Here is a 20943-nt window from a genome sequence, read left to right as displayed (position 1 = left end):
ATAAGAAAAAAAATTAAATATTTCTAAAAAAAGAAAAAATTTTGTGAAAAAAATAAAAAAAATCACCATTATGGTGATATGGTACGCCCTAGAGGATTTGAACCTCTGACCCAATGGTTAAAAGCCATTTGCTCTACCTACTGAGCTAAGGGCGCTCTTGGTGCCCTGAACTGGAATTGAACCAGCACGACCTATACGATCGAGGGATTTTAAGTCCCTTGCGTCTACCTATTCCGCCACCAGGGCTTAGCACATTCTCATTATAAATGAAAAAAGATTTTGTTGAAATTTTTTATTCATATTTTTTTAAGAGATGCTTTGTAGATATTTTTAAAATATTTGGTGCCCAAAACAGGACTTGAACCTGCACGATTTCTCGGTTGATTTTGAGTCAACTGTGTCTACCATTCCACCATTTGGGCAAAATTCATTGCTAAACTATTATACAAATAAATTAAAAATTAAGATAAAATAAATTCATGAATTTAAGAAAAATTTTAGACTTGCAAAGAGAACTTGACAAAAGCATTCATTTTGCCCATGAAATCGATAAAACTAAAAATTTAAAAACTGAAAAGATATTGGCTTTTTTTGTCGAGCTAGGAGAATTAGCTAACGAAATACAATTTTTCAAATATTGAAAAAAAGACAAAAAATTAGATTGAAAAAAAATTTTAGAAGAGTACTCAGACGGATTACATTTTTTGTCATCATTTATTCTTGAAAGTAATGGAAGTGAAATAATAGAACCAATTGTTATTTCAAATAATTTAAATTTTCAATTTTTAGAAATTTTAAAACAAATAAATGAATTGGAAGAAAATTTTAGTAAAAAAAGTACAGAAAAAATATTTAGCTTATATTTAGGAATTGCCAAAATTTTAAAAATAAGTGATGAAGAAATTGAAGCGGAATACATCAAAAAAAACATAATAAATCATGAAAGGATTAAAAATAAATATTAAAAACTAGCAATGCTAGTTTTTAATATTTATTTTAGTGCGTTGGATTTGCTTTAGAAATATCTTTTTTTGGAATTTTTGAATTGGAAGTTATTTTTTTATTATCTGATAATTTACCAAATAAGTTTTCAAAAATTTCATCATAATCACTTACCGAAATAAATTCAATTGATTCTTTAACTTCATCTGCTACTTCTACTAAATTACGATTGTTTTCATTAGGGATAAATACTGTTTTAATTCCTAATTTATGTGCTGCAAGAGATTTTTCTTTTAAACCACCTATTGGTAAAACTTTACCTCTTAAAGTTATTTCCCCGGTCATTCCTACTTTATGAGAAACAGGAATTTGTTTTAAAGCGCTAATTATTGCTGTTGTAAAAGTAACACCTGCACTAGGACCATCTTTTGGGACTGCTCCTTCAGGAACATGAATATGGATTTGGTTTGCTTCAAAATTAAAATCAATCTCATATTTTTTAGCATTAGATCTAACAAAAGCCAAAGCAATTTGAGCAGATTCTTGCATAACTTCTTTTAATTGTCCTGTTAATTTTATTCCACCTTTTGAATTTGGAAATGTTGTTACTTCAATTGAAAGAGTTGAACCACCATATTGTGTATAAGCTAAACCATTGACCGCTCCAATTCTTTCATAATTTTCTTTAAAATCATCTGTATATTTAATTACACCTAGTAAATTTACAATTTCTTCAGAAGTAATTACAAAATCTTTTTCAAGTTTGTTTTCTAATGATTTAACAACTATTTTCCGAGCCAATTTATCTAATGCTCTTTGTAAATTTCTTACTCCGGCTTCTAAAGTGTAATGTTTTATGAGAAAATCTAAACTTTCATCACTAATTTTAAATTGAGATTCTTCTAATGAATTTTGTTCAAGAACTTTTTTAATTAAATAATCTCTTGCGATTCTTATTTTTTCTAAAGATGTGTAACTACTTAATTCGATAATTTCCACTCTATCTAAAAGAGGAGCTGAAATGTTTTGATAATAATTAGCTGTTGCAATAAATAAAACTTTACTCAAATCATATTCTAATTCAATATAGTGATCTTGAAAATTAACATTTTGTTCTGGATCTAAAACTTCTAGCATTGCACTAGTTGGATCACCTTTATAATCAGAAGACATTTTATCAATTTCATCAAGTAAAATTACAGGATTAGATACACCAGCCTTTTTAATTGCTTGAATTATTTTTCCTGGTAAAGCACCAACATAAGTTCTTCTATGTCCTCTAATTTCAGCTTCGTCTTTTACCCCACCTAAAGATATTTTGATGAATTTTCTATCTAAAGTCTCAGCTATAGCTTTTGCTAAAGATGTTTTTCCAGTTCCTGGAGGTCCTACTAGAGCTAAAATCGGAACATTATTGCTTGATTTATACGAATAAGTATCATCTGAAGCATTTTTTTTAGTAAACAAATTTTTGTTTATTTCATAATCTGAATTAGGAATTTGAATTTTAGTTTTTTCATCTTCTGGATGTTTTTTATTATTGTTAATCATAACCGCAAGAAACTCAATGATTCTTTCTTTTACTTCTTTTAATCCATAATGATAAGAATCTAAAATTTCTTTAGATTTGACTAAATTTGTTTTATCAACACTTACTTTTCTTCAAGGTAAATTTGTTAACCATTCAATGTATGTTCTACTTGTATTTGCTTCAGGAGAAGAAGACATCATATTTTTAAGACGCCTTTTTTCATTTTTTATTGTCTTTATTACTTCTTCTGGATATTGTTCTTTGCCATATTTTGAATTAAGTTTTTCTTCAATTTCTTCTTCATCATTTTCATCATCGCCAAGTTTTTTTTGAATTACTTTAAGTCTTTCTCTTAATAAATATTCTCTTTGCTGAGAATCTAAATTTTTCTTAATATCTTTATCTAAATCAACATCTAATTTTTGAATATTTTTTAATTCTACTAAAAATGAAAAAATTAACTCTAGCATTTCTGTCAAAGATTTTTTAGCAAAAATTTCAAATTTTTTTTCAAAAGGCATAGTTAAATAATGAGCTAAAATGTATGTATATCTTTCTGAAGATTCATGTTTTGATAATTCTTGATTTGCAACAAGAGGCAAGTTTGATTCAATAATATTATTTAAAGAAGTTTGCATCTTTTCAATAATTGTTTCAGAACTTCCATTTTCATTTTTTAAAACAGGATAAAGTGATAAATTTGCTATTATGTCATTATTATTTTTATCTTTTTCAATTGAATCAAGTTTAATTCTTTCTACACCTTCAACAATAATTTTTCTATTTCCATTTGATAAAATTTTAATGCTTTTAATTTTTGTTAAAATTCCTACATTTTCAAGATCTTTTTCAAATTCAATTTCGTTTTGTTTGATATTTTTTTGTGGAATAAGCACTAATTTATTTTCAAAATCACTTTTTGCAAGATCTATTGCAGCTAATGATAAAGGCCTACCGACTTCAATTGTTGAAGAATTTCCAATAAAAGTAATAACACCCCTAGTTGCCATAAATGGATATTTCATTTTTACCTCTTTCTGTATTTTGTATTTTTAATAAACTTTAATTTAAATTATATTATAGAATATTGTTTTTATATTCTTATATTTTAAATATAACATAAAAATTAGCACTCTTTTAAATAAAGTGCTAATTTTTACTTATTCATTTTTAATTTTTTAAAATTTTTTTGAAAATAAAAAGTTTTCAAGTCAAAATTTTCAATAATTTTTGCTTTAAATAGTGCGATTGTTATTGAGGAAAATAAAATTGATACTAATGAAAAATTTATTAAGTTAAATGCTGTATATAAAGTAAAAATTCCACCTCAGTATGTATTTATATTGAAAAATAGACCTTTTAAGCTATTTCAAATTTGCGGTTGCATGTAAAATAAGAAATTTGCCGAATTTTGTCCTAATAAAGCAAAAAATAAAGGTGTAAAAATTAGACCATTTAAAAAAACCATTCAAAATGCATTGAAAATTGTTGCTGTAATAGATGAAATAATTAAGATGATATATTTGTTTAATTTAATTTGTTTTCAAGTTAATAAAACATAATAAGCAAAAGTAAAAAACAATATAAAAAAAACATCACTTACCAATAAAATAAAATGCCCTAAAATTCCAATTTCACTGTATCCTGAATTAATTGCAGGGCCAATAATAAATCTTAAAATGAGTAAAATTAAAGCGTATTTAAAATTTGAAACTAAAGCTAAAATAATAATAAATACAATTGTAAAATTAATATTTAAAAAACCAAAAATTGAAAATAAGGAAAAAAATGATTGAAAAATTAGAACTAAAGCAAAAAAAATCCCACTAAGAGTAATGTTATAAACAATTCTACTATTATTTCAAAAGTTTGTCCCAGACAAAATATAACCTTTTCCGAGTCTTTCTTTTTCTCATCCGGACTTTACCGTCGGTTTCTGAATTACACAGAATCAGCTTTTTGCTCGTAGACTTTTACTACCGGTACTGAATTAAACATGTCCCTGAAAGACTCATTTTTATTATACAAATATTTAAGTTGTTTTGTATTTAATTTTTTTTGTTAAAATTCTAATTATGAATTCAACTCAACAATCAATTTTTCCAGGGATAAATAATCTAACTTCATCACCTGGAATTCAATTTTATATTTGATTCTTATTTTTACTAATGGCTGGAATACTTTCTTTTATTTCTTTAAATTTAGTAAAAAATGCAGAAATCATTATTGCAAAAACTAAATTAGGAGGAGCTTTTGTTGGAGGAGTTTTAATTAGTGCAATTACTTCAATGCCAGAATTTATTACTGCTGTTTCTCAGGCAGGTTTTGGGAATGCTGAAACTGGAATTAGTGATGATCTTGGTTCAAATGCTTTTGCTATTTTTTTAATAATGATAACCGGATTACTACTTTATCGGGACTTATTTTTAGTTAAAGTAAAAGGTTTTACACGAGTAATTATCCTTATTTCTTTAGTAAGTAGTTTATTTTATGGAATTATTTTATTAATTGGACAAGATGCAATTATAGGAGTTGTTGGACAATATGCAATAGGAGTTATTCCAGCAATATTTTTAATTATTTATTTAATTTCAACATATCTTCAATATAAATATGGCGGAGATGATGAAGTTCATGAAACTGTTTTAAAAGAAAAATTTAAAAATAAAAATGTAAGGAAAACATTTTTTTGGTTCATTATATGAGCAATTTTACTTTGTGCAGCTAGTCTTGGAGTGAATTTTATTATTAATGGAATGCAAATTGTTTATGGGATAGATTCCAATTCTGCAGGAGGACTAATTTTAGCAATTACAACTTCATTGCCTGAAATAATTTCTTTTGGTTTTTTTATGAAAAACAAACAACCGATTGCTGCTTTTGGGACTTTAATTGGAAGCGCAATTTTTAATAATTCATTGATTTTTTGAGCAGACTTGGCATTTAGACAAAATTCAATTGTTATAGGACAACGTGGTAGTGATACATTTGCCATTGCATTTTTAGTAGCTGGTTTACTAGCTCTTCTTTCTTTAATTATCTTTTTTCCAAAATTTTTTAGTAAAAAAAGGTATTATTTTATTATTCCAGCATTAGGTGTAATTAGTTTTGTTGTTGGGTGATCATTAATTATTGCTTATTAAAGATAATAAAGGAGTTTTGTGAGTATAGCTATTATTATTAGTATTCCATTATTTATTATTTCTTTTTTGATGATCATTGTGTCTTTTTTGATGTCTCCAGATTCTAATTCTTTTTCAGGAGCGCTTGTCGGATCAAGTGATTTAGATTTATTTAAAGTTAATAAAGAAAAAGGTTTTAAAAAATTCTTGAAATATTCAATGGGGATTTTAGGTTTTATTTTATTTGCTACAGCTCTTTTAGTTAGGTTGGTTATATAAATGTTTAACAAGGAAAAAGTTTTAAGTCTTTTAAAGGAAAAAAAATACTCTTTTATTGAAATTGTGCAAAAAATTGAAGTTCCTAAATTCAAAAATAAGGATTTTAGTAATTTTTTATTTGACTTAGTTAAATCAGGAGAAATTTTTAAAGATAGAGATAACAACTATTACATGCCAAAATTTTTAGGTGAATTTAATGGGACTATTTCAATCAATTCAAAAGGATTTGGATTTGTTGATTTTGAAGATGATAAAAAAGATAGTGTTTTTGTATCTAAATTTAATTTGAATGGATCTTTTAATGGGGATTTAGTTTCAGTCAAATCTTATTGTGAATCAAATGAAGCCGAAAAACAAAAATGTTTTGGTGTAATTTCAAAAATAATTAAAAGAAACACTCAATATCTTGTGGGTTGAAGTTTTTTAGAGAACGGAAAAATGAAATTTAAAGCTTTTGATGAAAAATATAATGTAACACAATTCTTATTTTTAGATAATGTTACTAATTTAAAAGAAAATACATTAATTAAAGTTAGAATTGTTGAATTTAATAAAATGAGTTCTATTGTTCAAATTGTAAAAACAATTGGACATTTGAATAATCCTTATGATGAAGTAGCATTAGTAATTGAAGAATCAGATATAGTTACTGAATTCAATGAAAATACATTAATTGAATCAGCAAATATTCCTCAAAGTATTTCTAGAGAAAAAGAAGAAATTAATAATAGAAGAGACTATAGAGAAAAATTGATTGTTACAATTGATGGGGATGATACAAAAGATTTTGATGATGCAATTTTAGTGGAAAAAAAGGGAGATAATTTTATTTTAAGTGTTCATATTGCAGATGTAAGTTATTATGTTAAAGAAAATAGTCCAATTGATTTAGAGGCCCTTTCTAGAGGTACTTCAATTTATTTAGCTGATCGTGTTATCCCAATGTTACCAGAATCTCTTTCTAATGGTATTTGTTCTTTAAATCCAAATGTTGATCGATTTACAATGGGTATTGAAATGGAAATTGATGAAAAAGGTAGAACAATTAGATCTGAAATATTTCCTTCAATTATTAACAGTAAAAAAAGATTGACATATAAAGAAGTTAATAGATTTTATAACAATGAAATTTCTTTTGATGATGTCCCAAATTTAAATGAAATGTTAAATACTTCTTTAGAATTATCGAATATTTTGCAAAAATTTAAAATTGCAGATGGTTATGTAGATTTTGAAATTGAAGAACCTAAAGTTATTTTAGATAAAGATGGAAGAGTAGAAAGAATAGATGTTAGAGAAAGAGGTTTATCTGAAGTTTTAATTGAAAATTTCATGGTTAGAGCAAATGAAGAAGTTGCAACTTTTCTTGCTAAAAACAAAATACCAACTTTATACAGAATTCATGAAAAACCTGATAATTTAAAAATCAGTAAATTAAATGGAATTATAAAAACTTTAAATATTAATGCCTTTTTTCAATCAGGAAATGATTCTTTAAAATTTTCCAAAACTTTAAATAAATTAAAAGATCAAAGATTTGATAATTTTATCAAGATTTTGATTTTAAGATCAATGCAAAAAGCTAAATATTCACCAAATAATGTTGGTCATTTTGGTTTGGGAAGTAAGTTTTATTTACATTTTACTTCACCAATCAGAAGATATCCAGATTTATTAACTCATAGAATCATTAGAGAAATTATTTTTAAGAATCAAAAAGACAAAATAAGCTCTTTTAATGCTATTTTAAAAAGAATTGGTGAAATGAATTCTGAAAGTGAAAACAAAGCTGTAGAATTGGAAAGAAATGTTATAGACATTAAAAAAGCTGAATTTTATGAATCTAAAATTGGTAAAAATTTTGTTGGAATTGTTGTTAGCATTTTACCATTTGGATTTTTTGTAGAATTTGAAAATAAAGTAGATGTTTTAATCCATAAAGATAATATAGTAGATGCTTATAAAATTAATGAAGAAGGCACAAAAATTATTTTGAAAGATAAAACAATTTTAATAGGTGATCAAGTTAATGTTACAATTATTGGGACAAATAGACTAGCAAGAAAAATAGATGCTATTTTAACTGAAAATTATAATCATTGAAAAACAATTAATTCCAAAAAATAGAGACAAAAATGAAAATCATTATAAAAAATAAAGATGCCTTTTTTAATTATGAGATTCTTGAAAAATATAAGGCTGGATTGATTTTAAAAGGATGGGAAGTAAAATCTATCAGAGAAAATAAAGTTCAATTAAAAGGTGCTTTCATCACTTTTAAAAATGATGAAGCATATATTACAAATATGCATATTTCACAATATATGAGTGTTAAAGGGAATGAATTAGAACCAAGAAAATTATTACTAAATAAACATGAAATAAGACATATTCAAGACAAAAAAAATCGTAATTCTTTAGCTGTGATTCCCTTGAATTTATTTTGGGATAATAACTATATAAAATTAGAAATTGCTTTAGCTAAAGGAAAAACCAAAGCTGATAAAAGGCATAGAATTTTAGAAAAAGATGTTAGAAAACACTTGAAAAAAATAACTTATTAAGTAAGTTATTTTTTTTATTTAAATGAATTTAGTAAAATTGTATTAAAATTATTAAAATGAAAGAATTAGAATTTGGAACTGCAGGATTAAGAGGAATTTTAGGTAAAACTAAAGAGCATTTGAATATTTTCCATGTAGCAAGAGTAATTGAAGGTTTTGCAAAATATTTGAAATCAGAAACTTTTAATTGAAAAAATAAAATTGTAATAATCGGAAGAGATAATCGAAGAAAATCAAGAGAGTTTTCAAGATTGGCAGCAAGTATTTTAGCTTTTCACAAAATAAATGTTTTAATTTCTAGAGAAATTATTGCGACCCCAATTATAAGTTATGCAACAAAATATCATAAGGCACTTGGTGCTATTAATATTACAGCTAGTCATAATCCAAAAGAATATAATGGAATTAAACTTTATGATAAAAATGGCTCACAAATTTTGCCAGATGTTGTTGATAAAATTAAATCTAATTTTTTAAATTATGAAGATTATACAAAAAAGCAAGCACTAAATCAATTTATTTTTAGTATTAAAAATAAATACATAAATTATATTCCAAAACAAACTTTGCAATCATATGAAGAAAAAGTTTTAAAAGTTGGTGGCAGCCAAAAAAATCTATCAAATATCAATTTATCTTTTAGTCCTCAACATGGAACAGGTGCTAAAATAGTTAAATCTATTTTTAAAAAATTAAATGTAAATGCTTTTTTTGAAGAAGCACAAATGAAAAATGATCCGGATTTTACTCATACAAAAAGTCCAAATCCAGAAGATAAATCTTCTTATGAAAATGTAATTAAATTAGGTTTAATTCATAAATCAGATGCTGTTCTAATTACAGATCCAGATGCAGATAGGGTAGGAATTGGAATTTTAAGAAATAATGAGTACATTCTTCTAAACGGAAACGAAACAGCAACTTTAATTTTTAATTATTTGATTGAAATAAACGAAAATAAATTGCAAGATAAATATTTAATTTATTCCTTTGTTTCTTCAAGTTTACCTAAAAAAATGGCAATTGAAAACAATATAAAATGGTATGAAGTTGCTACAGGATTTAAATATATAGGAAATTTAATTGAACAAATCAAAAATGAATCAAAAACTTCAAAATTATTATTTGCCTTTGAAGAATCATATGGATCTCTGATAAATGATTCATTAGCATATGATAAAGATGCAATTCAAAGTTGTGTAATTCTTGCAAAAATGATTAGTTTTTACAAAAAGAAAAGCAAAACCCTTTTAGATGTTTTAGAAGATATTTATAAAAAATATGGATATATTAAAAGTGAAAGTTTTTCAATTAATTTGGATGAAAAAAATCCTTTGCATTTAGAAAATATTCAGTCAAAATTTATAAATCTAAAATTTAATGAAGACTTTAAAATTGAAAACTTTATTAAAGGTAAAGAAAATATTGCCCCGAGTAATATGATAAGAATTAGTTTTCAAAATTTAAATTGAATCGCTCTTAGACCTTCTGGAACAGAAGCAAAAATTAAATTTTATCTTTATGTTGTTGATAAGGATAAAATTTTAGTAGAAAAAAATTGAAATATTTTAAAAGAAAAAATTCTTTCTATTATATAAAATAAAAAATGAGATTAATCTCATTTTTTATTTTAATTTAAACTAATTCAATAATAGACATTTTAGAATTATCACCTTGACGATTTGGTAATTTGATAATTCTTGTATATCCACCATTACGGTCTTTATATTTTGGACCTACACTAGCAAAAAGATATTGTAAAGATGTTTTACCATCTTTTAGCTGAATATTTCTTAAAAAACTTGCAGCTCTTCTTCTTGAAGCTAATGTATCTGTTTTTGCTTGAGTAATTAATTTATCAACATATGATCTTAAAATTTTTGCTCTTGCTTCTGTTGTTGTAATTCTTCCATGAATAATAATATCAGTTGCAAGAGAACGAATAACACCTTTTTGTCAAGAACTATTACGTCTAAATAATTGTACTGGATTGGCCATTTTATTCTTCTCCTTTATCTAGAAAAACATTGTATTTTTCAAGTTTTTCAACAATTTCATTAATTGATTTTTCACCTAAATTTTTAATGTTTTTTAAATCATCTAAAGATAGAGCCTCTAATTGTTGAACTGTTGTATAATTTGCTCTTTTTAAAGCATTAAAACTTCTGATGCTAAGATCTAAGCTTTGAATTAAAATATTTTGAGTTTTTGAATGTTCTTTTTCAGTATTTCCTTCTTCAAAAATATCCTTAATATTTAAACTATTAACATCACCAATTATGTTTAAGTGGGCAACTAAAATTTTTGCAGCTTGGGCAATTGCATTTTTTGCATCAATTGTTCCTTTAGTTACAATTTCCATTTCTAGTTTTTCTTGAACAATTACTGAAGAAGTATTTAATTCACTTGAAGAAAAACTTACTTTTTCAATTGGTGAAAAGTTACTATCAACAGCAATATATTGACCATTTGAAATTGAAGAAGTTAAATTTGTTTTGATTTCATCAATATACTTTTTATTTTCTTCAAAATCAACATAACCTCTACCTGCTCTTACAAAAACATCAATTTCCAAGACATTTGCAGCTGCTGTTGTCGCGATTAAAAGACCTGGATTAACAATTTCTGCTCCTATAGGAAGGATAAAATCCTTAGCATAAATGTCTCCTGCTTCTTTATTTGATTTTAAGCTTAATTTATAAATTTTTCCATCTTCAAAAATTTCTGGATTATATGCTATTTTAATATCTCTTAATCTTAATAATATTTGTGGAACATCTTCAGTAACTTTATTAATTGCCATAAATTCATGTTCAACACCTTTAATTTTTACAGCAAATGGTGCTACAGATGAAATAGAAGATAGTAAAACTCTTCTAATTGCTGTTCCTAAAGTAGTTGCTAAACCTTTTTCTAAAGGTTGAACAATAAAAGAAGTAGAAAAATCATTAATTCTTTTTGTTTTATTTTCTGTTCAATTAATTTTTATAAATTTTTCCATTATTTTAGATCTCTTTTCAACACTTTTTTAGGAGGTCTTGTTCCATTATGTGGAATTGGAGTGACATCTTTAACTTCTTTAATAATGATTCCTAATGCTTCAATTTGTTTTCTAGCAGCATCTTTACCAGAACCTGTTCCTTTTAATTCAACTCTTACTTCTTTTAATCCATGTTCTTTAGCTTTTTCTACAGCTGCTGTTGTTGCCAAACCAGCTGCATAAGGAGTTTTTTTCTTAGTTCCTTTGTAACCAATTGCTCCTGCTGAAGATCATGCAAATACGTTTCCGGCTTCATCACTAAAAGCAACAATTGTGTTTTGGTGAGTTGAATGAATATGTGCAACACCACTAACAATATTTTTTCTTTTAACTTTTTGTTTTGATTTTGTTTTTTTAACTGCCATGATTATTTACCTTTCTTACCAGCAACAGTTTTACGAGGACCTTTTCTAGTTCTTGCATTTTTTTGTGTTACTTGACCTCTTACTGGAAGACCTTTACGGTGTCTAATACCTCTATAAGATTTGATTTCCATCAAACGCTTAATGTTTAGTTGAATTTCTCTTCTTAAATCACCTTCTGTTGTGAATCTAGAAGCAATATTTCTAATTTTTGTTAAGTCTTCTTCTGATAGATCTTTTACTCTAATATTTTCATCAATATTAGCTTCTGCTAAAATTTGTTTAGATAATGATCTACCAATTCCGTATACATAAGTTAAAGAGATGATTACTCTTTTATTATTAGGAATTTCGACATTTAAAATACGTGCCATGTATTACCCTTGACGCTGTTTATGTTTTGGGCTTGTTTTACAAATTACCCTAACAGCTCCCTTTCGTTTAATAATTTTACAATCTTTACACATAGGTTTAACTGATGCTCTGACTTTCATTTTTCTCCTTATCTATGACGGTAGACAATTCTACCTTTTGTTAAATCATATGTACTTAATTCAACATCTACAGTATCTCCGCGCAAAATAGTTATATGATGAACTCTTATTTTACCACTAATATGTGCTCTTACAACTATACCATTTTCTAGTTCAACATCGTACTCATCTGTGTTGTATGCTTTAATGACTTTTCCAGTCATTTTTATTGCGTCTTTTGCCAACTTAAATTCCTTCCGTTAAGATGATAGCTTTACCATTTTCAATTAGAACAGTATGTTCATAATGTGAGGATTTTTTGCCTGATTTACAAACAACAGTTCATCCATCATCTTTAATATATAAGTCGTTATTATCTTGCATAATCATTGGTTCAATACAAATGACCATGCCATCTTTTAAAAGAGGTCCTTTATTTTTTTTACCTTTATTTGCAACAATTGGATCTTCATGTAAATTTTTTCCGATTCCATGACCGCTAAATTCATCTGGTGTATACAAATTGTTTTTCGCTAAATATCTACCAATTGCATCTTCTATGTCACCAATTCTTGAACCTGGTTTTATTGCTTTAATTCCTTCATAAAAAGCTTCTTTAGCGGCATTTATTAAATAATTATTTTCAGTATTAGTTTGTGTTCCAACACTAATGGTAAAAGCACTATCTGAATAATATGAATCATAAATAATTCCCATATCAACTTTTAGTAAATCTCCCTCTTTTAAAATATAGTTTGAAGGTATCCCATGAATTAATTCTTCATTTACACTTAAACAAGTCGAATTGGGAAATCCATGGTAGCCTAAAAATGCAGGTTTTACTTTTCTTTTTAAAATTTCTTCAAAAGCAACCTGATCTAATTCTTTTAAAGAAATCCCCGGTCTTACAAGATTATAAATAATCTCTTTAATCTCTGCCAGGATCTTACAAGATTTTCTTATTTTTAAAATCTCTTGTTGATTTTTAATTTTAATCATTAAAAACTTTCTTAATAACTAAAGAGGCAACTTTTTTAACAGATTCTTCTGAATTGATTACTACAAGTGATTGGTTTTTCTTGTAGTAATCAATCATTGGTTTTGTTTCTTCGTTATAAATTTTTAATCTTTTTTTAATTGATTCTTCTGAATCATCTTGCCTTGCTTCAATTTTAGTTAAATTTTCCAAATGATTTTCACAAAACTCACCTTTTTTTGAAGGATTATATTTTAGATGATAAATACTTTTGCAAATTGGACAAATTCTTCTAAAAGATAATCTTTCAATAATCAAATTAGTAGGAACTTCCAAAAGCACTGCAAGTATTTTTTCATCTAAGACACTAGATAAAAACATGGCTTGATTTAACGTTCTAGGATATCCATCTAAAATAAATTTCTTGTTTTCTTGTTTTAATTCTTTTAATTTTTTTAAAACAATTTGATTAGTCAACTCATCAGGTACATATTTACCATCATTAACAATTTCAGCTACTTTTAAACCTAAAGGGGTTTTGTTTTTTATTTCATTTCTAAAAATTTCCCCAGTTGAAATATGTTCTATATCATATTTAGTGCTAATTTCAAGAGCTGTTGATCCTTTACCAGAACCTGGAGCTCCTAAAAAAATTAAATTCCTTATCATAATAATCCTTTTGATTTTTCATCATTATTATTCTTTGAAGTAACTTCAAGTATTTTTTTATGTTTTTGACTTAAGCTTTGACTTTTTTTTCTTGCTTGAATTTGAGTAATTGTTTCATATGAAGCAGTTACTAAAATAATGACACTTGTCCCACCGAAACTAATATTTTCAGGAACTCCTGCTAATTGCTGAGCAAATTGCATTCCTCCAATTATGATTAAGTAAAAAGCACTAAAAAAACATAATCTTAAAACAATTCCTGTCAAATAAGTTTCTGTTTCTTGTCCTGGTTTTATACCAGGGATAAAAGTTGAGTTTTTAGCAAAATCTTCAGCAATTTTATCAACTTTAGATTGTTGCAATCCAAAGAAAATTGCAAAAATGAAAGTTATTGAAATAAACAAAATAAACCCAATTGTATTATTTGGCCTTAAATTACTTTCTACTCAAATTCTAAAAGGATTTGAAATAGGAAAGACGCTTGCAAATAATTGTGGAAAAGAAATTATTATCAAAGCAAAAATGATTGGACTGATTCCACCTGGATTAATTTTAATTGGTAAATAAGAAAGTTCTTTTTCATTTTTAGCTCTACCAGCTCCAACTTGTTGAATTGGAATTCTTCTTTCGGCATTATAAACAAATCCTATAATGTACATTAAGATAATAAAACCAAAAACATAAGAAATAAAAGTTACGATCCCATTTGATAAAGAAGAGACTCTTTGTTGTTCACCTACAAGAGCATTGAAAGTTGCTGTAAATTGAGTAGGTAATGTTATTACAATCCCTGTAAAAATCAACAATGTTGTTCCATTTCCAACACCTTTATCAGTAATTTGATCACCAATAAAAATACTAAAAACTGTTCCTGCAATTAAAATAACTGGTAAAATTATAAACTGATATCAAAAAACATTAAATTCATTTGTTAATGATATAAAAGAATTTTGAGCGGAAAGTGCTGAAACAATCGTCATTGATTGAACAACTCCTAAAAAAATCGTAATTGCTCTTGTGATAATATTAATTTTTCTTCTTCCAATAGGTCCGCTTTGACTAAGCCTATAAATAGGTGGAAATAGTTTGGTTTGCAAAATTTGCATAACAAGAGAAGCAGTAATAAAAGGACTGATTCCTAAAGCTACAATACTAAAGTTTCTTAATCCTCCACCACCTACAAGATTTAAAATTCCTAAAAAAGTGTTTGAGTCTAAATTACCAACACTTACACCAGGCAGTGTTATTGATCCTGCAATTGCAAAAATAGATAAAAGAAAAATTGTGAAAACAATTTTATTTAATAATGCTCTTTTTTTTCTAAAATCTTTTCAGGCATTTCTTAGAATAAAAAAATATTTTGCAATACTTGTTGGAATATTAGCAAAAAAATCTTTTATTTTAGGGATCATTAAATAACCTCTACTTTTCCTCCGGCTTTTTCAATCAATTCAATTGCTTTTTTACTTGCAGCATTTAATTTTATTGTAAATTTTTTCTTTGTTGCGCCATTTGCTAAAAGTTTAATTGGTAAATTTTTGTTTCTAGCAATTCTTTTTTCATGTAAAACTTCTGGATTAATTTCTGCTTTATCTGGAAAAGCAGCATCTAAAGTTTCAATTGAAATAACTTGATATTCAATATGATTAACATTGTTAAATCCTCTTTTTGGAACACGACGATATCAAGGGTTTTGTCCCCCTTCAAATCCTGGCTTGCTTCCAGTTCTTTTTAATTGACCACTTTGACCTTTACCAGCTTGTTTTCCTTTACCTGCTGCGTGTCCTCTACCAACACGGTGCTTTTCTTTTCTAGCACCTTCATTATATTTTAATTCATGTAAATTCATTTTCACACTTCTTTCTATAAATCTTTAATATCTAAATCACGCATTTTAGCAATGTCTTCAGCATATCTTAATTTTTTAAGTGCATCAAAAACAGCTTTAACAACATTTTCTTTTGATCTTGAACCATAAGATTTTGTGTAAATGTCTGTATATCCCGCAAGTTCAACTACTGCTCTAACTGAATTAGAAGCAATAATTCCTTTCCCTTTTGGAGCTGGTTTCAACATAACTTTTGAGGCTAAAAATTTAGCTCACTGCTCATGAGGAACAGTCGATTTATTAATAATTGGAACTCTAATTAAATTGTTTTGAGCATCTTTTACTGCTTTTTTAATTGCATCTGGTACTTCAAGAGCTTTTCCGTGACCATAACCAACTCTACCTTTTTTATCACCAACAACTACAACAGCTGCAAATGAAAATCTTCTTCCACCTTTTACAACATTTGTAACTCTTGCAATATTAACGATTTTTTCTTCAAATTCTTTTTCAGGTTTTTTGTTAGCATTTTTTTTGAAATTTTGAGAATTAGTTTTCTTTTTAAATTTAAAATCTTTATCTTTTGAATTTTTAGATGTTGAATTATCATTAGGAGTTGTATTTATTGTACCCTTGTGATCAGGATTTTTGTTTAATTTTTCTTCTAAAATTTCAATTTCTTGAGTTAAAGAAGTATCTAAAGACTTTTGTCCTTCTTCTTGAATTTTATTTGTAAAATTCTTTTCTTGTTTTTTATCAATAGGCATTAAAATTTAACTCCTTCTTCACGCATTGCTTCAGCAAAGGCTTTTACTCTTCCGTGATAAATATATCCAGAACGATCAAAAACAATTTTATCAATTTTTTTAGTTTTTAATAAAGCTCCCATTTCATGTCCTAGTTTTTTAGCAGCAGCTATATTACCGCTATATTCTTTGTTTTTAGATGTTCCTAAACTAACAATTGTTTTATTTAATTTATCATCAAAAAGTTGTGCATAAAAATTTTGTAAAGATTTGTAAACAAAAACACGAGGTAAATTTGTTGTTTTACGTATTTTATTACGAATACGTAGATGTTTTGCTTTTCTTGCATCATTACGACTTAATAGTTTTGCCATTATTTACCTGCTGCCTTTCCTTCTTTACGACGAATTACTTCGCCTTTATACATAATCCCTTTTCCTGAATAAGGATTTGGAGTTCTTACTTTTCTAATAACAGCAGCAAGTTCTCCAACTTTTTGATTATCAATTCCTGAAATAATAATTTGAGTAGGTTTTGGAATTTCTACTTTTAGTTCTTTTGGAACATTAACATAAACCAAATGTGAATATCCTGCTGCAATTTCAATTTGACTACCTTTTAAAGCAGATTTGTATCCAACACCTTTTATTTCAAGTTCTTTTTTAAACCCTTTACTTACACCAATGATCATATTTTCAATAATAGAATTTGTTGTTCCATGTAATTGTTTTGTATGTTTTTCTTCATTTGCTCTAATTGTTTTTACTTCATGATTTTCTACTTCGATAGCAATTAAAGGATTAACATTAAAAGTTAAAACTCCTAATTTACCCTTAATTTCTACTAAATTATTTTTAATATTTAACTCTACATCTTTAGGTAAAGTTAAAACTCTTCTTCCAACACGTGACATATTACTTATCAAATGTAAGCAACGATTTCGCCACCTACATTTTCCTTTCTTGCTTGTTTGTCGGTTAAAACACCTTTTGAAGTAGAAATGATTGCAATTCCATAACCATTTAATACCATTGGTAAATCTTCAACTGAAGAATAAACTTTTAGTCCAGGTTTTGAAATTCTTTTTACACCAGTAATTACACTGATATTATTTTTGTATTTTAAAGTAACATTAAGATTTTTCTTAACACTATCTCCTTCAATAGCAAAATCAAAAATATATCCTTGATCTTTAATGATTTCTAAAATTTTAGATTTTTTATTTGAAAAAGGGATTAAAACATTTTTATGTTTTCTTGCAGTTGCATTTTTTATTCTTACTAACATATCTGCAATTGGATCTGTAATAACTCTAGACATTATCAGCTCGCTTTCTTCATGCCAGGAATTTTACCTTCATGTGCTAATTTTCTAAAACAAATACGACAAATTTTATATTTTCTTAAAACAGCTTGTGGACGACCACAAATCTGGCATCTTGTATATGCTCTTGCAGAATATTTAGGATGTCTAGTAGCTTTGACTTTTAATGATGTTTTTGCCATATTTCCCCTTAATTTGTTGCCTTAGCAAAAGGCATTCCTAGTTTTTCTAATAAATATTTTGCTTCACTATCTGTATTTGCGCTTGTTACAATAATTACATCTAGTCCTTTATTACGACGAATTTTATCAAAATCAATTTCTGGGAAAATGATTTCTTCTTCAATTCCAAGTGCAAAATTACCTCTTCCATCAAAAGATTTTGGACTAATACCTCTAAAATCTCTTATTCTAGGAATAACAATGTCTATCAATTTTTGTAAAAAATCTCACATTTTGTCTCTTCTTAAAGTAACTTTTCCACCCATTGGCATTCCTTCACGAATTTTAAATGAAGCTAAAGATTTTTTTGCATGTGTTTTGTAAGGGGTTTGCCCTGTAATTAAAGTTAATTCATTTATTACTTCTTCAACAGCTTTAGTGTTTGATACTTCATTACCTGCTGTCATATTAATTACAATTTTTTTAATTCTTGGAATTTGCATTGGTGATTTATAACCAAAGTTTTTCATGATGTCTTGTTTAACTTTTTCATTAAATTTAACTTGTAGTTCATTCATTAAATGCTCTTTCCAGTACGTTTAGCAATTCGTACTTTTTTATTATTTTCGATTTTATAACCAATTTTTGTATGTTCTTTTGCTGATAAAGGAGTAATTGAAGTGTCACTTGTTGCTTTATCTTTTGATTTTAGTTTTGGTGTTTTAAATTTTAAAGCAACATTAGAAATGTGAATTCCTGCTTCAAAGGTTTCGATGCCACCTTCTGTTTTTTGTTGTGTAGGTTTAACATGTTTTGTTACTTTGTTGATGTCTCTAACTTTAACAGTTTCATTTTTGTAATCAATAGCAATAATTTGTCCAGATCTTCCTTTGAATTTTCCAGAAATTATTAAAACTTGATCATTTTTATGTAATTTTGATTTTTGTAATTTCATACTTATCCTATAAAACCTCTGGCGCTAGAGAAACAATTTTTAAATAACCTTTATCACGCAATTCTCTTGCTACAGGCCCAAAAACTCTAGTTGCTCTTGGAGTTCCATCTTCTTTTAAAATAACAACAGCATTATCATCAAATTTAATGTGAGTTCCATCTTTTCTCTTAATACCATACTTTGTTCTTACAACAACTGCTCTAACTACTTGACCTTCTTTTACTAAACCAGTAGGTAATGCTTTTTTAATTGAACAAACAACAATATCACCAATATTTGAAGTTTTTTTAACACTTCCACCTAAGTTTCTAATAATCCCGACTTCTTTTGCACCTGAATTATCCGCTACTTTAACTCTACTTTCTTCTTGTATCATTATTCACTTCCTTTTCCTTCTTTAGCTCTTTGTCTAATTTTTTCTAAACGGAAAAATTTTGTTTTACTTAAAGGTCTTGTACCAACAATTTTAACAATATCACCCATTTGTGCTTCTTCTTTTTCATCATGAGCTGCAAATTTTTTCGTTGATTTAAAACGTTTTTGATATAAAGGGTCTTTTTTGAAAGTATCGACAGCAACAACAATAGTTTTTGAACTTTTATCTGAAACAACTACTCCAGTTAAAGCTTTACGACGATTAATTCTTTCTTGCATTTTTCTTTACCTCTTTTTTATCAATTTTATTGATTAGTTCTTTTTCACCTAAAATTTGTTTTTCTTTAAGTGCAGTTAGAACTTTTGCAACATCTTTTCTTACTACTTGAATTTTATGTGTTTGTTCTTGTTGAGAAGTTTTATTTTTGAATCTTAATAAAAATAATTCAGCTTTTAATTCAACAATCAAATCATTTAATTCAGTAGTAGATTTATTCTTAATATCTTTATATAACATTATTCACTCTCTTTTAAAACAATTTTAGATTTTACTGGAAGCTTGTAAGATCCTAAACGTAAAGCTTCTTTAGCAACTTCATCTTTAACACCTGATACTTCAAATAACATTGTATTTACTTTTGCAACCGCTACTCATTTTTCAGGAGAACCTTTTCCCTTACCCATACGTACTCCAATAGGTTTAGAAGTAAGACTTAATTGTGGGAAAATTCTAATGAACACTTGCCCCTCACGACCCATATAACGAGTGATTGCAATTCTAGCACTTTCAATTTGTCTAGCTGTAATTCAAGCTGATGTTTTAGCTTGCAAACCGAATTTACCAAAAGATACTTTATTACCAGTATGTGCTTCACCTTTATCGTGTTGTAATCTATGTGTACGACGATATTTAGTTCTTTTCGGTTGTAACATTTTTTTCACCATTCCCGTCTAAAAATTCACCTTTTGAAACTCAAACTTTAACTCCAATTGCACCATAAGTTGTTCTTGCAGTCGCCATTGCAAAATCAACATCTTGTCTTAAAGTATGTAATTTCATTTCTCCTTCAGAATATCCTTCTGAACGAGCCATATCTACACCATTTAAACGTCCTGAAACTTGAGTTTTAATTCCTTTTGCTCCACTTTTCATTGCATTTCTAATTGCAAATTTTTGTGCAACTCTAAAAGGTGCTCTATTTTCTAATTTAATAGCAATTTGTTCTGCTAAAATGATTGCATTTAAGTCAGGATTTTTAATATTAACTACTTCAATATTTAATTTAAGTTCTTTGTTTCTTAAAAGTTTTTGAATATCTTGAGTTAATTTATTGATGTTTTCTCCATTTTGACCTAAAATAGCTCCAGGTTTTGCACTATGAACAAGTACACTTAAATGACCATTTTGATTTCTTCTAATTTCCACTTTACCAATTAAATATTCACGTGTAAACTTGTTAAAAAATCTGTAGATTTTATCATCTTGTAATAAAATATCAGCAAAATCTTTTTTATCCGCATATCATAAGGTGTTATGTTTTTTAGTTACACCATATCTAAATCCATTTGGATTAACTTTTTGTCCCATTTATTACTC

At 26.9% G+C, this 20943-nt stretch carries 30 protein-coding genes, 3 tRNA genes and 1 riboswitch; of the genes, 6 read left to right on the top strand and 27 right to left on the bottom strand.

Annotated elements, in window-relative coordinates; genetic code table 4:
• Positions 1-79: 79 nt before the first annotated feature.
• The 3 genes from MMOB_RS01465 to MMOB_RS01455 all read right to left on the bottom strand — a co-directional run bounded on the left by MMOB_RS01465 (position 80) and on the right by MMOB_RS01455 (position 422).
• Positions 80-155: transfer RNA gene (locus MMOB_RS01465), tRNA-Lys, on the bottom strand.
• A 3-nt stretch (positions 156-158) separates the two neighbouring features.
• Positions 159-246 (bottom strand) — tRNA-Leu (locus MMOB_RS01460).
• 94 nt (positions 247-340) lie between these two features.
• Positions 341-422, bottom strand: a tRNA-Leu gene (locus MMOB_RS01455).
• 57 nt (positions 423-479) lie between these two features.
• Between MMOB_RS01455 and MMOB_RS01450 the strand changes: the two genes are divergently transcribed.
• Positions 480-965, top strand: a complete 486-nt coding sequence (locus tag MMOB_RS01450) for a dUTP diphosphatase (protein ID WP_011264789.1) — start codon at positions 480-482, stop codon at positions 963-965.
• Between the two features lie 31 nt (positions 966-996).
• Here the strand turns inward: MMOB_RS01450 and lon are convergent, their stop codons facing one another.
• On the bottom strand, positions 997-3498 hold the full coding sequence (gene lon, locus MMOB_RS01445; RefSeq protein ID WP_011264788.1) for an endopeptidase La: 2502 nt from the start codon (positions 3496-3498) through the stop codon (positions 997-999).
• Between the two features lie 131 nt (positions 3499-3629).
• Positions 3630-4355: an MPN527 family putative ECF transporter permease subunit gene (locus tag MMOB_RS03615; protein WP_011264787.1), complete on the bottom strand. Its 726-nt coding sequence runs from the start codon at positions 4353-4355 to the stop codon at positions 3630-3632.
• 18 nt (positions 4356-4373) lie between these two features.
• Positions 4374-4487, bottom strand: a riboswitch (FMN riboswitch).
• 61 nt (positions 4488-4548) lie between these two features.
• On the opposite strand from MMOB_RS03615, the gene MMOB_RS01435 reads away from it, so the two are divergent.
• The 5 genes from MMOB_RS01435 to MMOB_RS01415 are packed head-to-tail and all read left to right on the top strand — an operon-like array spanning position 4549 to position 10036.
• Positions 4549-5616, top strand: a complete 1068-nt coding sequence (locus MMOB_RS01435) for a sodium:calcium antiporter (RefSeq protein ID WP_011264786.1) — start codon at positions 4549-4551, stop codon at positions 5614-5616.
• A gap of 18 nt (positions 5617-5634) precedes the next feature.
• Positions 5635-5874 (top strand): preprotein translocase subunit SecG, encoded by a 240-nt coding sequence (gene secG, locus MMOB_RS01430; protein WP_041362836.1) that lies wholly within the window; start codon positions 5635-5637, stop codon positions 5872-5874.
• Positions 5875-8001, top strand: a complete 2127-nt coding sequence (gene rnr / locus MMOB_RS01425; protein WP_011264785.1) for a ribonuclease R — start codon at positions 5875-5877, stop codon at positions 7999-8001.
• A gap of 8 nt (positions 8002-8009) precedes the next feature.
• Entirely contained in the window at positions 8010-8438 is a 429-nt protein-coding gene (smpB, locus tag MMOB_RS01420; RefSeq protein WP_011264784.1) for an SsrA-binding protein SmpB, read from the top strand.
• Between the two features lie 56 nt (positions 8439-8494).
• Entirely contained in the window at positions 8495-10036 is a 1542-nt protein-coding gene (locus MMOB_RS01415; RefSeq protein WP_011264783.1) for a phospho-sugar mutase, read from the top strand.
• Between the two features lie 37 nt (positions 10037-10073).
• Here the strand turns inward: MMOB_RS01415 and rplQ are convergent, their stop codons facing one another.
• Genes rplQ through rpsC form a run of 22 tightly spaced genes read right to left on the bottom strand, consistent with a single transcriptional unit; the run spans position 10074 to position 20934 of the window.
• Complete coding sequence (gene rplQ, locus MMOB_RS01410) at positions 10074-10436, bottom strand: 50S ribosomal protein L17 (RefSeq protein WP_011264782.1); 363 nt, start codon at positions 10434-10436, stop codon at positions 10074-10076.
• A gap of 1 nt (position 10437) precedes the next feature.
• Positions 10438-11439 (bottom strand): DNA-directed RNA polymerase subunit alpha, encoded by a 1002-nt coding sequence (locus tag MMOB_RS01405; RefSeq protein WP_011264781.1) that lies wholly within the window; start codon positions 11437-11439, stop codon positions 10438-10440.
• Positions 11439-11843 carry a 30S ribosomal protein S11 gene (gene rpsK / locus MMOB_RS01400; RefSeq protein ID WP_011264780.1) on the bottom strand — a complete coding sequence of 135 codons (405 nt, stop codon included), beginning with the start codon at positions 11841-11843 and terminating at the stop codon, positions 11439-11441. The genes MMOB_RS01405 and rpsK overlap by 1 nt, the downstream gene beginning before the upstream one ends.
• Positions 11844-11845: 2 nt before the next feature.
• On the bottom strand, positions 11846-12214 hold the full coding sequence (gene rpsM, locus MMOB_RS01395; protein WP_011264779.1) for a 30S ribosomal protein S13: 369 nt from the start codon (positions 12212-12214) through the stop codon (positions 11846-11848).
• A 3-nt stretch (positions 12215-12217) separates the two neighbouring features.
• Complete coding sequence (rpmJ, locus tag MMOB_RS01390; RefSeq protein ID WP_011264778.1) at positions 12218-12334, bottom strand: 50S ribosomal protein L36; 117 nt, start codon at positions 12332-12334, stop codon at positions 12218-12220.
• An 8-nt stretch (positions 12335-12342) separates the two neighbouring features.
• Positions 12343-12558 (bottom strand): translation initiation factor IF-1, encoded by a 216-nt coding sequence (gene infA / locus MMOB_RS01385; RefSeq protein ID WP_011264777.1) that lies wholly within the window; start codon positions 12556-12558, stop codon positions 12343-12345.
• Position 12559: 1 nt separating this feature from the next.
• The gene (gene map / locus MMOB_RS01380) at positions 12560-13312 is read right to left on the bottom strand and encodes a type I methionyl aminopeptidase (protein ID WP_011264776.1); all 753 of its coding nucleotides are present in this window, start codon (positions 13310-13312) and stop codon (positions 12560-12562) included.
• Positions 13305-13958 (bottom strand): adenylate kinase family protein, encoded by a 654-nt coding sequence (locus tag MMOB_RS01375; protein WP_011264775.1) that lies wholly within the window; start codon positions 13956-13958, stop codon positions 13305-13307. The genes map and MMOB_RS01375 overlap by 8 nt, the downstream gene beginning before the upstream one ends.
• Entirely contained in the window at positions 13952-15370 is a 1419-nt protein-coding gene (gene secY, locus MMOB_RS01370) for a preprotein translocase subunit SecY (protein ID WP_011264774.1), read from the bottom strand. Before secY ends, MMOB_RS01375 begins: the two co-directional genes overlap by 7 nt.
• Positions 15370-15807 carry a 50S ribosomal protein L15 gene (gene rplO, locus MMOB_RS01365; protein WP_011264773.1) on the bottom strand — a complete coding sequence of 146 codons (438 nt, stop codon included), beginning with the start codon at positions 15805-15807 and terminating at the stop codon, positions 15370-15372. Before rplO ends, secY begins: the two co-directional genes overlap by 1 nt.
• A 14-nt stretch (positions 15808-15821) precedes the next feature.
• Positions 15822-16553 carry a 30S ribosomal protein S5 gene (rpsE, locus tag MMOB_RS01360; RefSeq protein WP_011264772.1) on the bottom strand — a complete coding sequence of 244 codons (732 nt, stop codon included), beginning with the start codon at positions 16551-16553 and terminating at the stop codon, positions 15822-15824.
• Positions 16553-16906, bottom strand: a complete 354-nt coding sequence (gene rplR / locus MMOB_RS01355) for a 50S ribosomal protein L18 (protein WP_011264771.1) — start codon at positions 16904-16906, stop codon at positions 16553-16555. The genes rpsE and rplR overlap by 1 nt, the downstream gene beginning before the upstream one ends.
• Positions 16906-17445: a 50S ribosomal protein L6 gene (rplF, locus tag MMOB_RS01350; protein WP_011264770.1), complete on the bottom strand. Its 540-nt coding sequence runs from the start codon at positions 17443-17445 to the stop codon at positions 16906-16908. Before rplF ends, rplR begins: the two co-directional genes overlap by 1 nt.
• A 5-nt stretch (positions 17446-17450) precedes the next feature.
• Positions 17451-17852 carry a 30S ribosomal protein S8 gene (gene rpsH / locus MMOB_RS01345; RefSeq protein ID WP_011264769.1) on the bottom strand — a complete coding sequence of 134 codons (402 nt, stop codon included), beginning with the start codon at positions 17850-17852 and terminating at the stop codon, positions 17451-17453.
• Positions 17852-18037 carry a type Z 30S ribosomal protein S14 gene (locus tag MMOB_RS01340; RefSeq protein ID WP_011264768.1) on the bottom strand — a complete coding sequence of 62 codons (186 nt, stop codon included), beginning with the start codon at positions 18035-18037 and terminating at the stop codon, positions 17852-17854. The genes rpsH and MMOB_RS01340 overlap by 1 nt, the downstream gene beginning before the upstream one ends.
• A gap of 8 nt (positions 18038-18045) precedes the next feature.
• Positions 18046-18594, bottom strand: coding sequence for a 50S ribosomal protein L5 (gene rplE, locus MMOB_RS01335; RefSeq protein ID WP_011264767.1), 549 nt, complete (start codon positions 18592-18594; stop codon positions 18046-18048).
• The gene (gene rplX / locus MMOB_RS01330) at positions 18594-18971 is read right to left on the bottom strand and encodes a 50S ribosomal protein L24 (RefSeq protein WP_011264766.1); all 378 of its coding nucleotides are present in this window, start codon (positions 18969-18971) and stop codon (positions 18594-18596) included. Before rplX ends, rplE begins: the two co-directional genes overlap by 1 nt.
• Positions 18972-18978: 7 nt before the next feature.
• Entirely contained in the window at positions 18979-19347 is a 369-nt protein-coding gene (gene rplN / locus MMOB_RS01325) for a 50S ribosomal protein L14 (RefSeq protein ID WP_011264765.1), read from the bottom strand.
• Positions 19347-19625 carry a 30S ribosomal protein S17 gene (rpsQ, locus tag MMOB_RS01320; RefSeq protein ID WP_011264764.1) on the bottom strand — a complete coding sequence of 93 codons (279 nt, stop codon included), beginning with the start codon at positions 19623-19625 and terminating at the stop codon, positions 19347-19349. The genes rplN and rpsQ overlap by 1 nt, the downstream gene beginning before the upstream one ends.
• The gene (gene rpmC, locus MMOB_RS01315) at positions 19609-19863 is read right to left on the bottom strand and encodes a 50S ribosomal protein L29 (RefSeq protein ID WP_011264763.1); all 255 of its coding nucleotides are present in this window, start codon (positions 19861-19863) and stop codon (positions 19609-19611) included. The genes rpsQ and rpmC overlap by 17 nt, the downstream gene beginning before the upstream one ends.
• Positions 19863-20279 carry a 50S ribosomal protein L16 gene (gene rplP, locus MMOB_RS01310; RefSeq protein ID WP_011264762.1) on the bottom strand — a complete coding sequence of 139 codons (417 nt, stop codon included), beginning with the start codon at positions 20277-20279 and terminating at the stop codon, positions 19863-19865. The genes rpmC and rplP overlap by 1 nt, the downstream gene beginning before the upstream one ends.
• The gene (gene rpsC / locus MMOB_RS01305) at positions 20257-20934 is read right to left on the bottom strand and encodes a 30S ribosomal protein S3 (protein ID WP_011264761.1); all 678 of its coding nucleotides are present in this window, start codon (positions 20932-20934) and stop codon (positions 20257-20259) included. Before rpsC ends, rplP begins: the two co-directional genes overlap by 23 nt.
• Positions 20935-20943: the final 9 nt, after the last annotated feature.

This window comes from Mycoplasma mobile 163K, from assembly GCF_000008365.1.
Lineage (GTDB): Bacteria > Bacillota_I > Bacilli_A > Mycoplasmatales > Metamycoplasmataceae > Mycoplasma_J > Mycoplasma_J mobile.
This window is presented reverse-complemented; position numbering and strand designations above follow the sequence as displayed.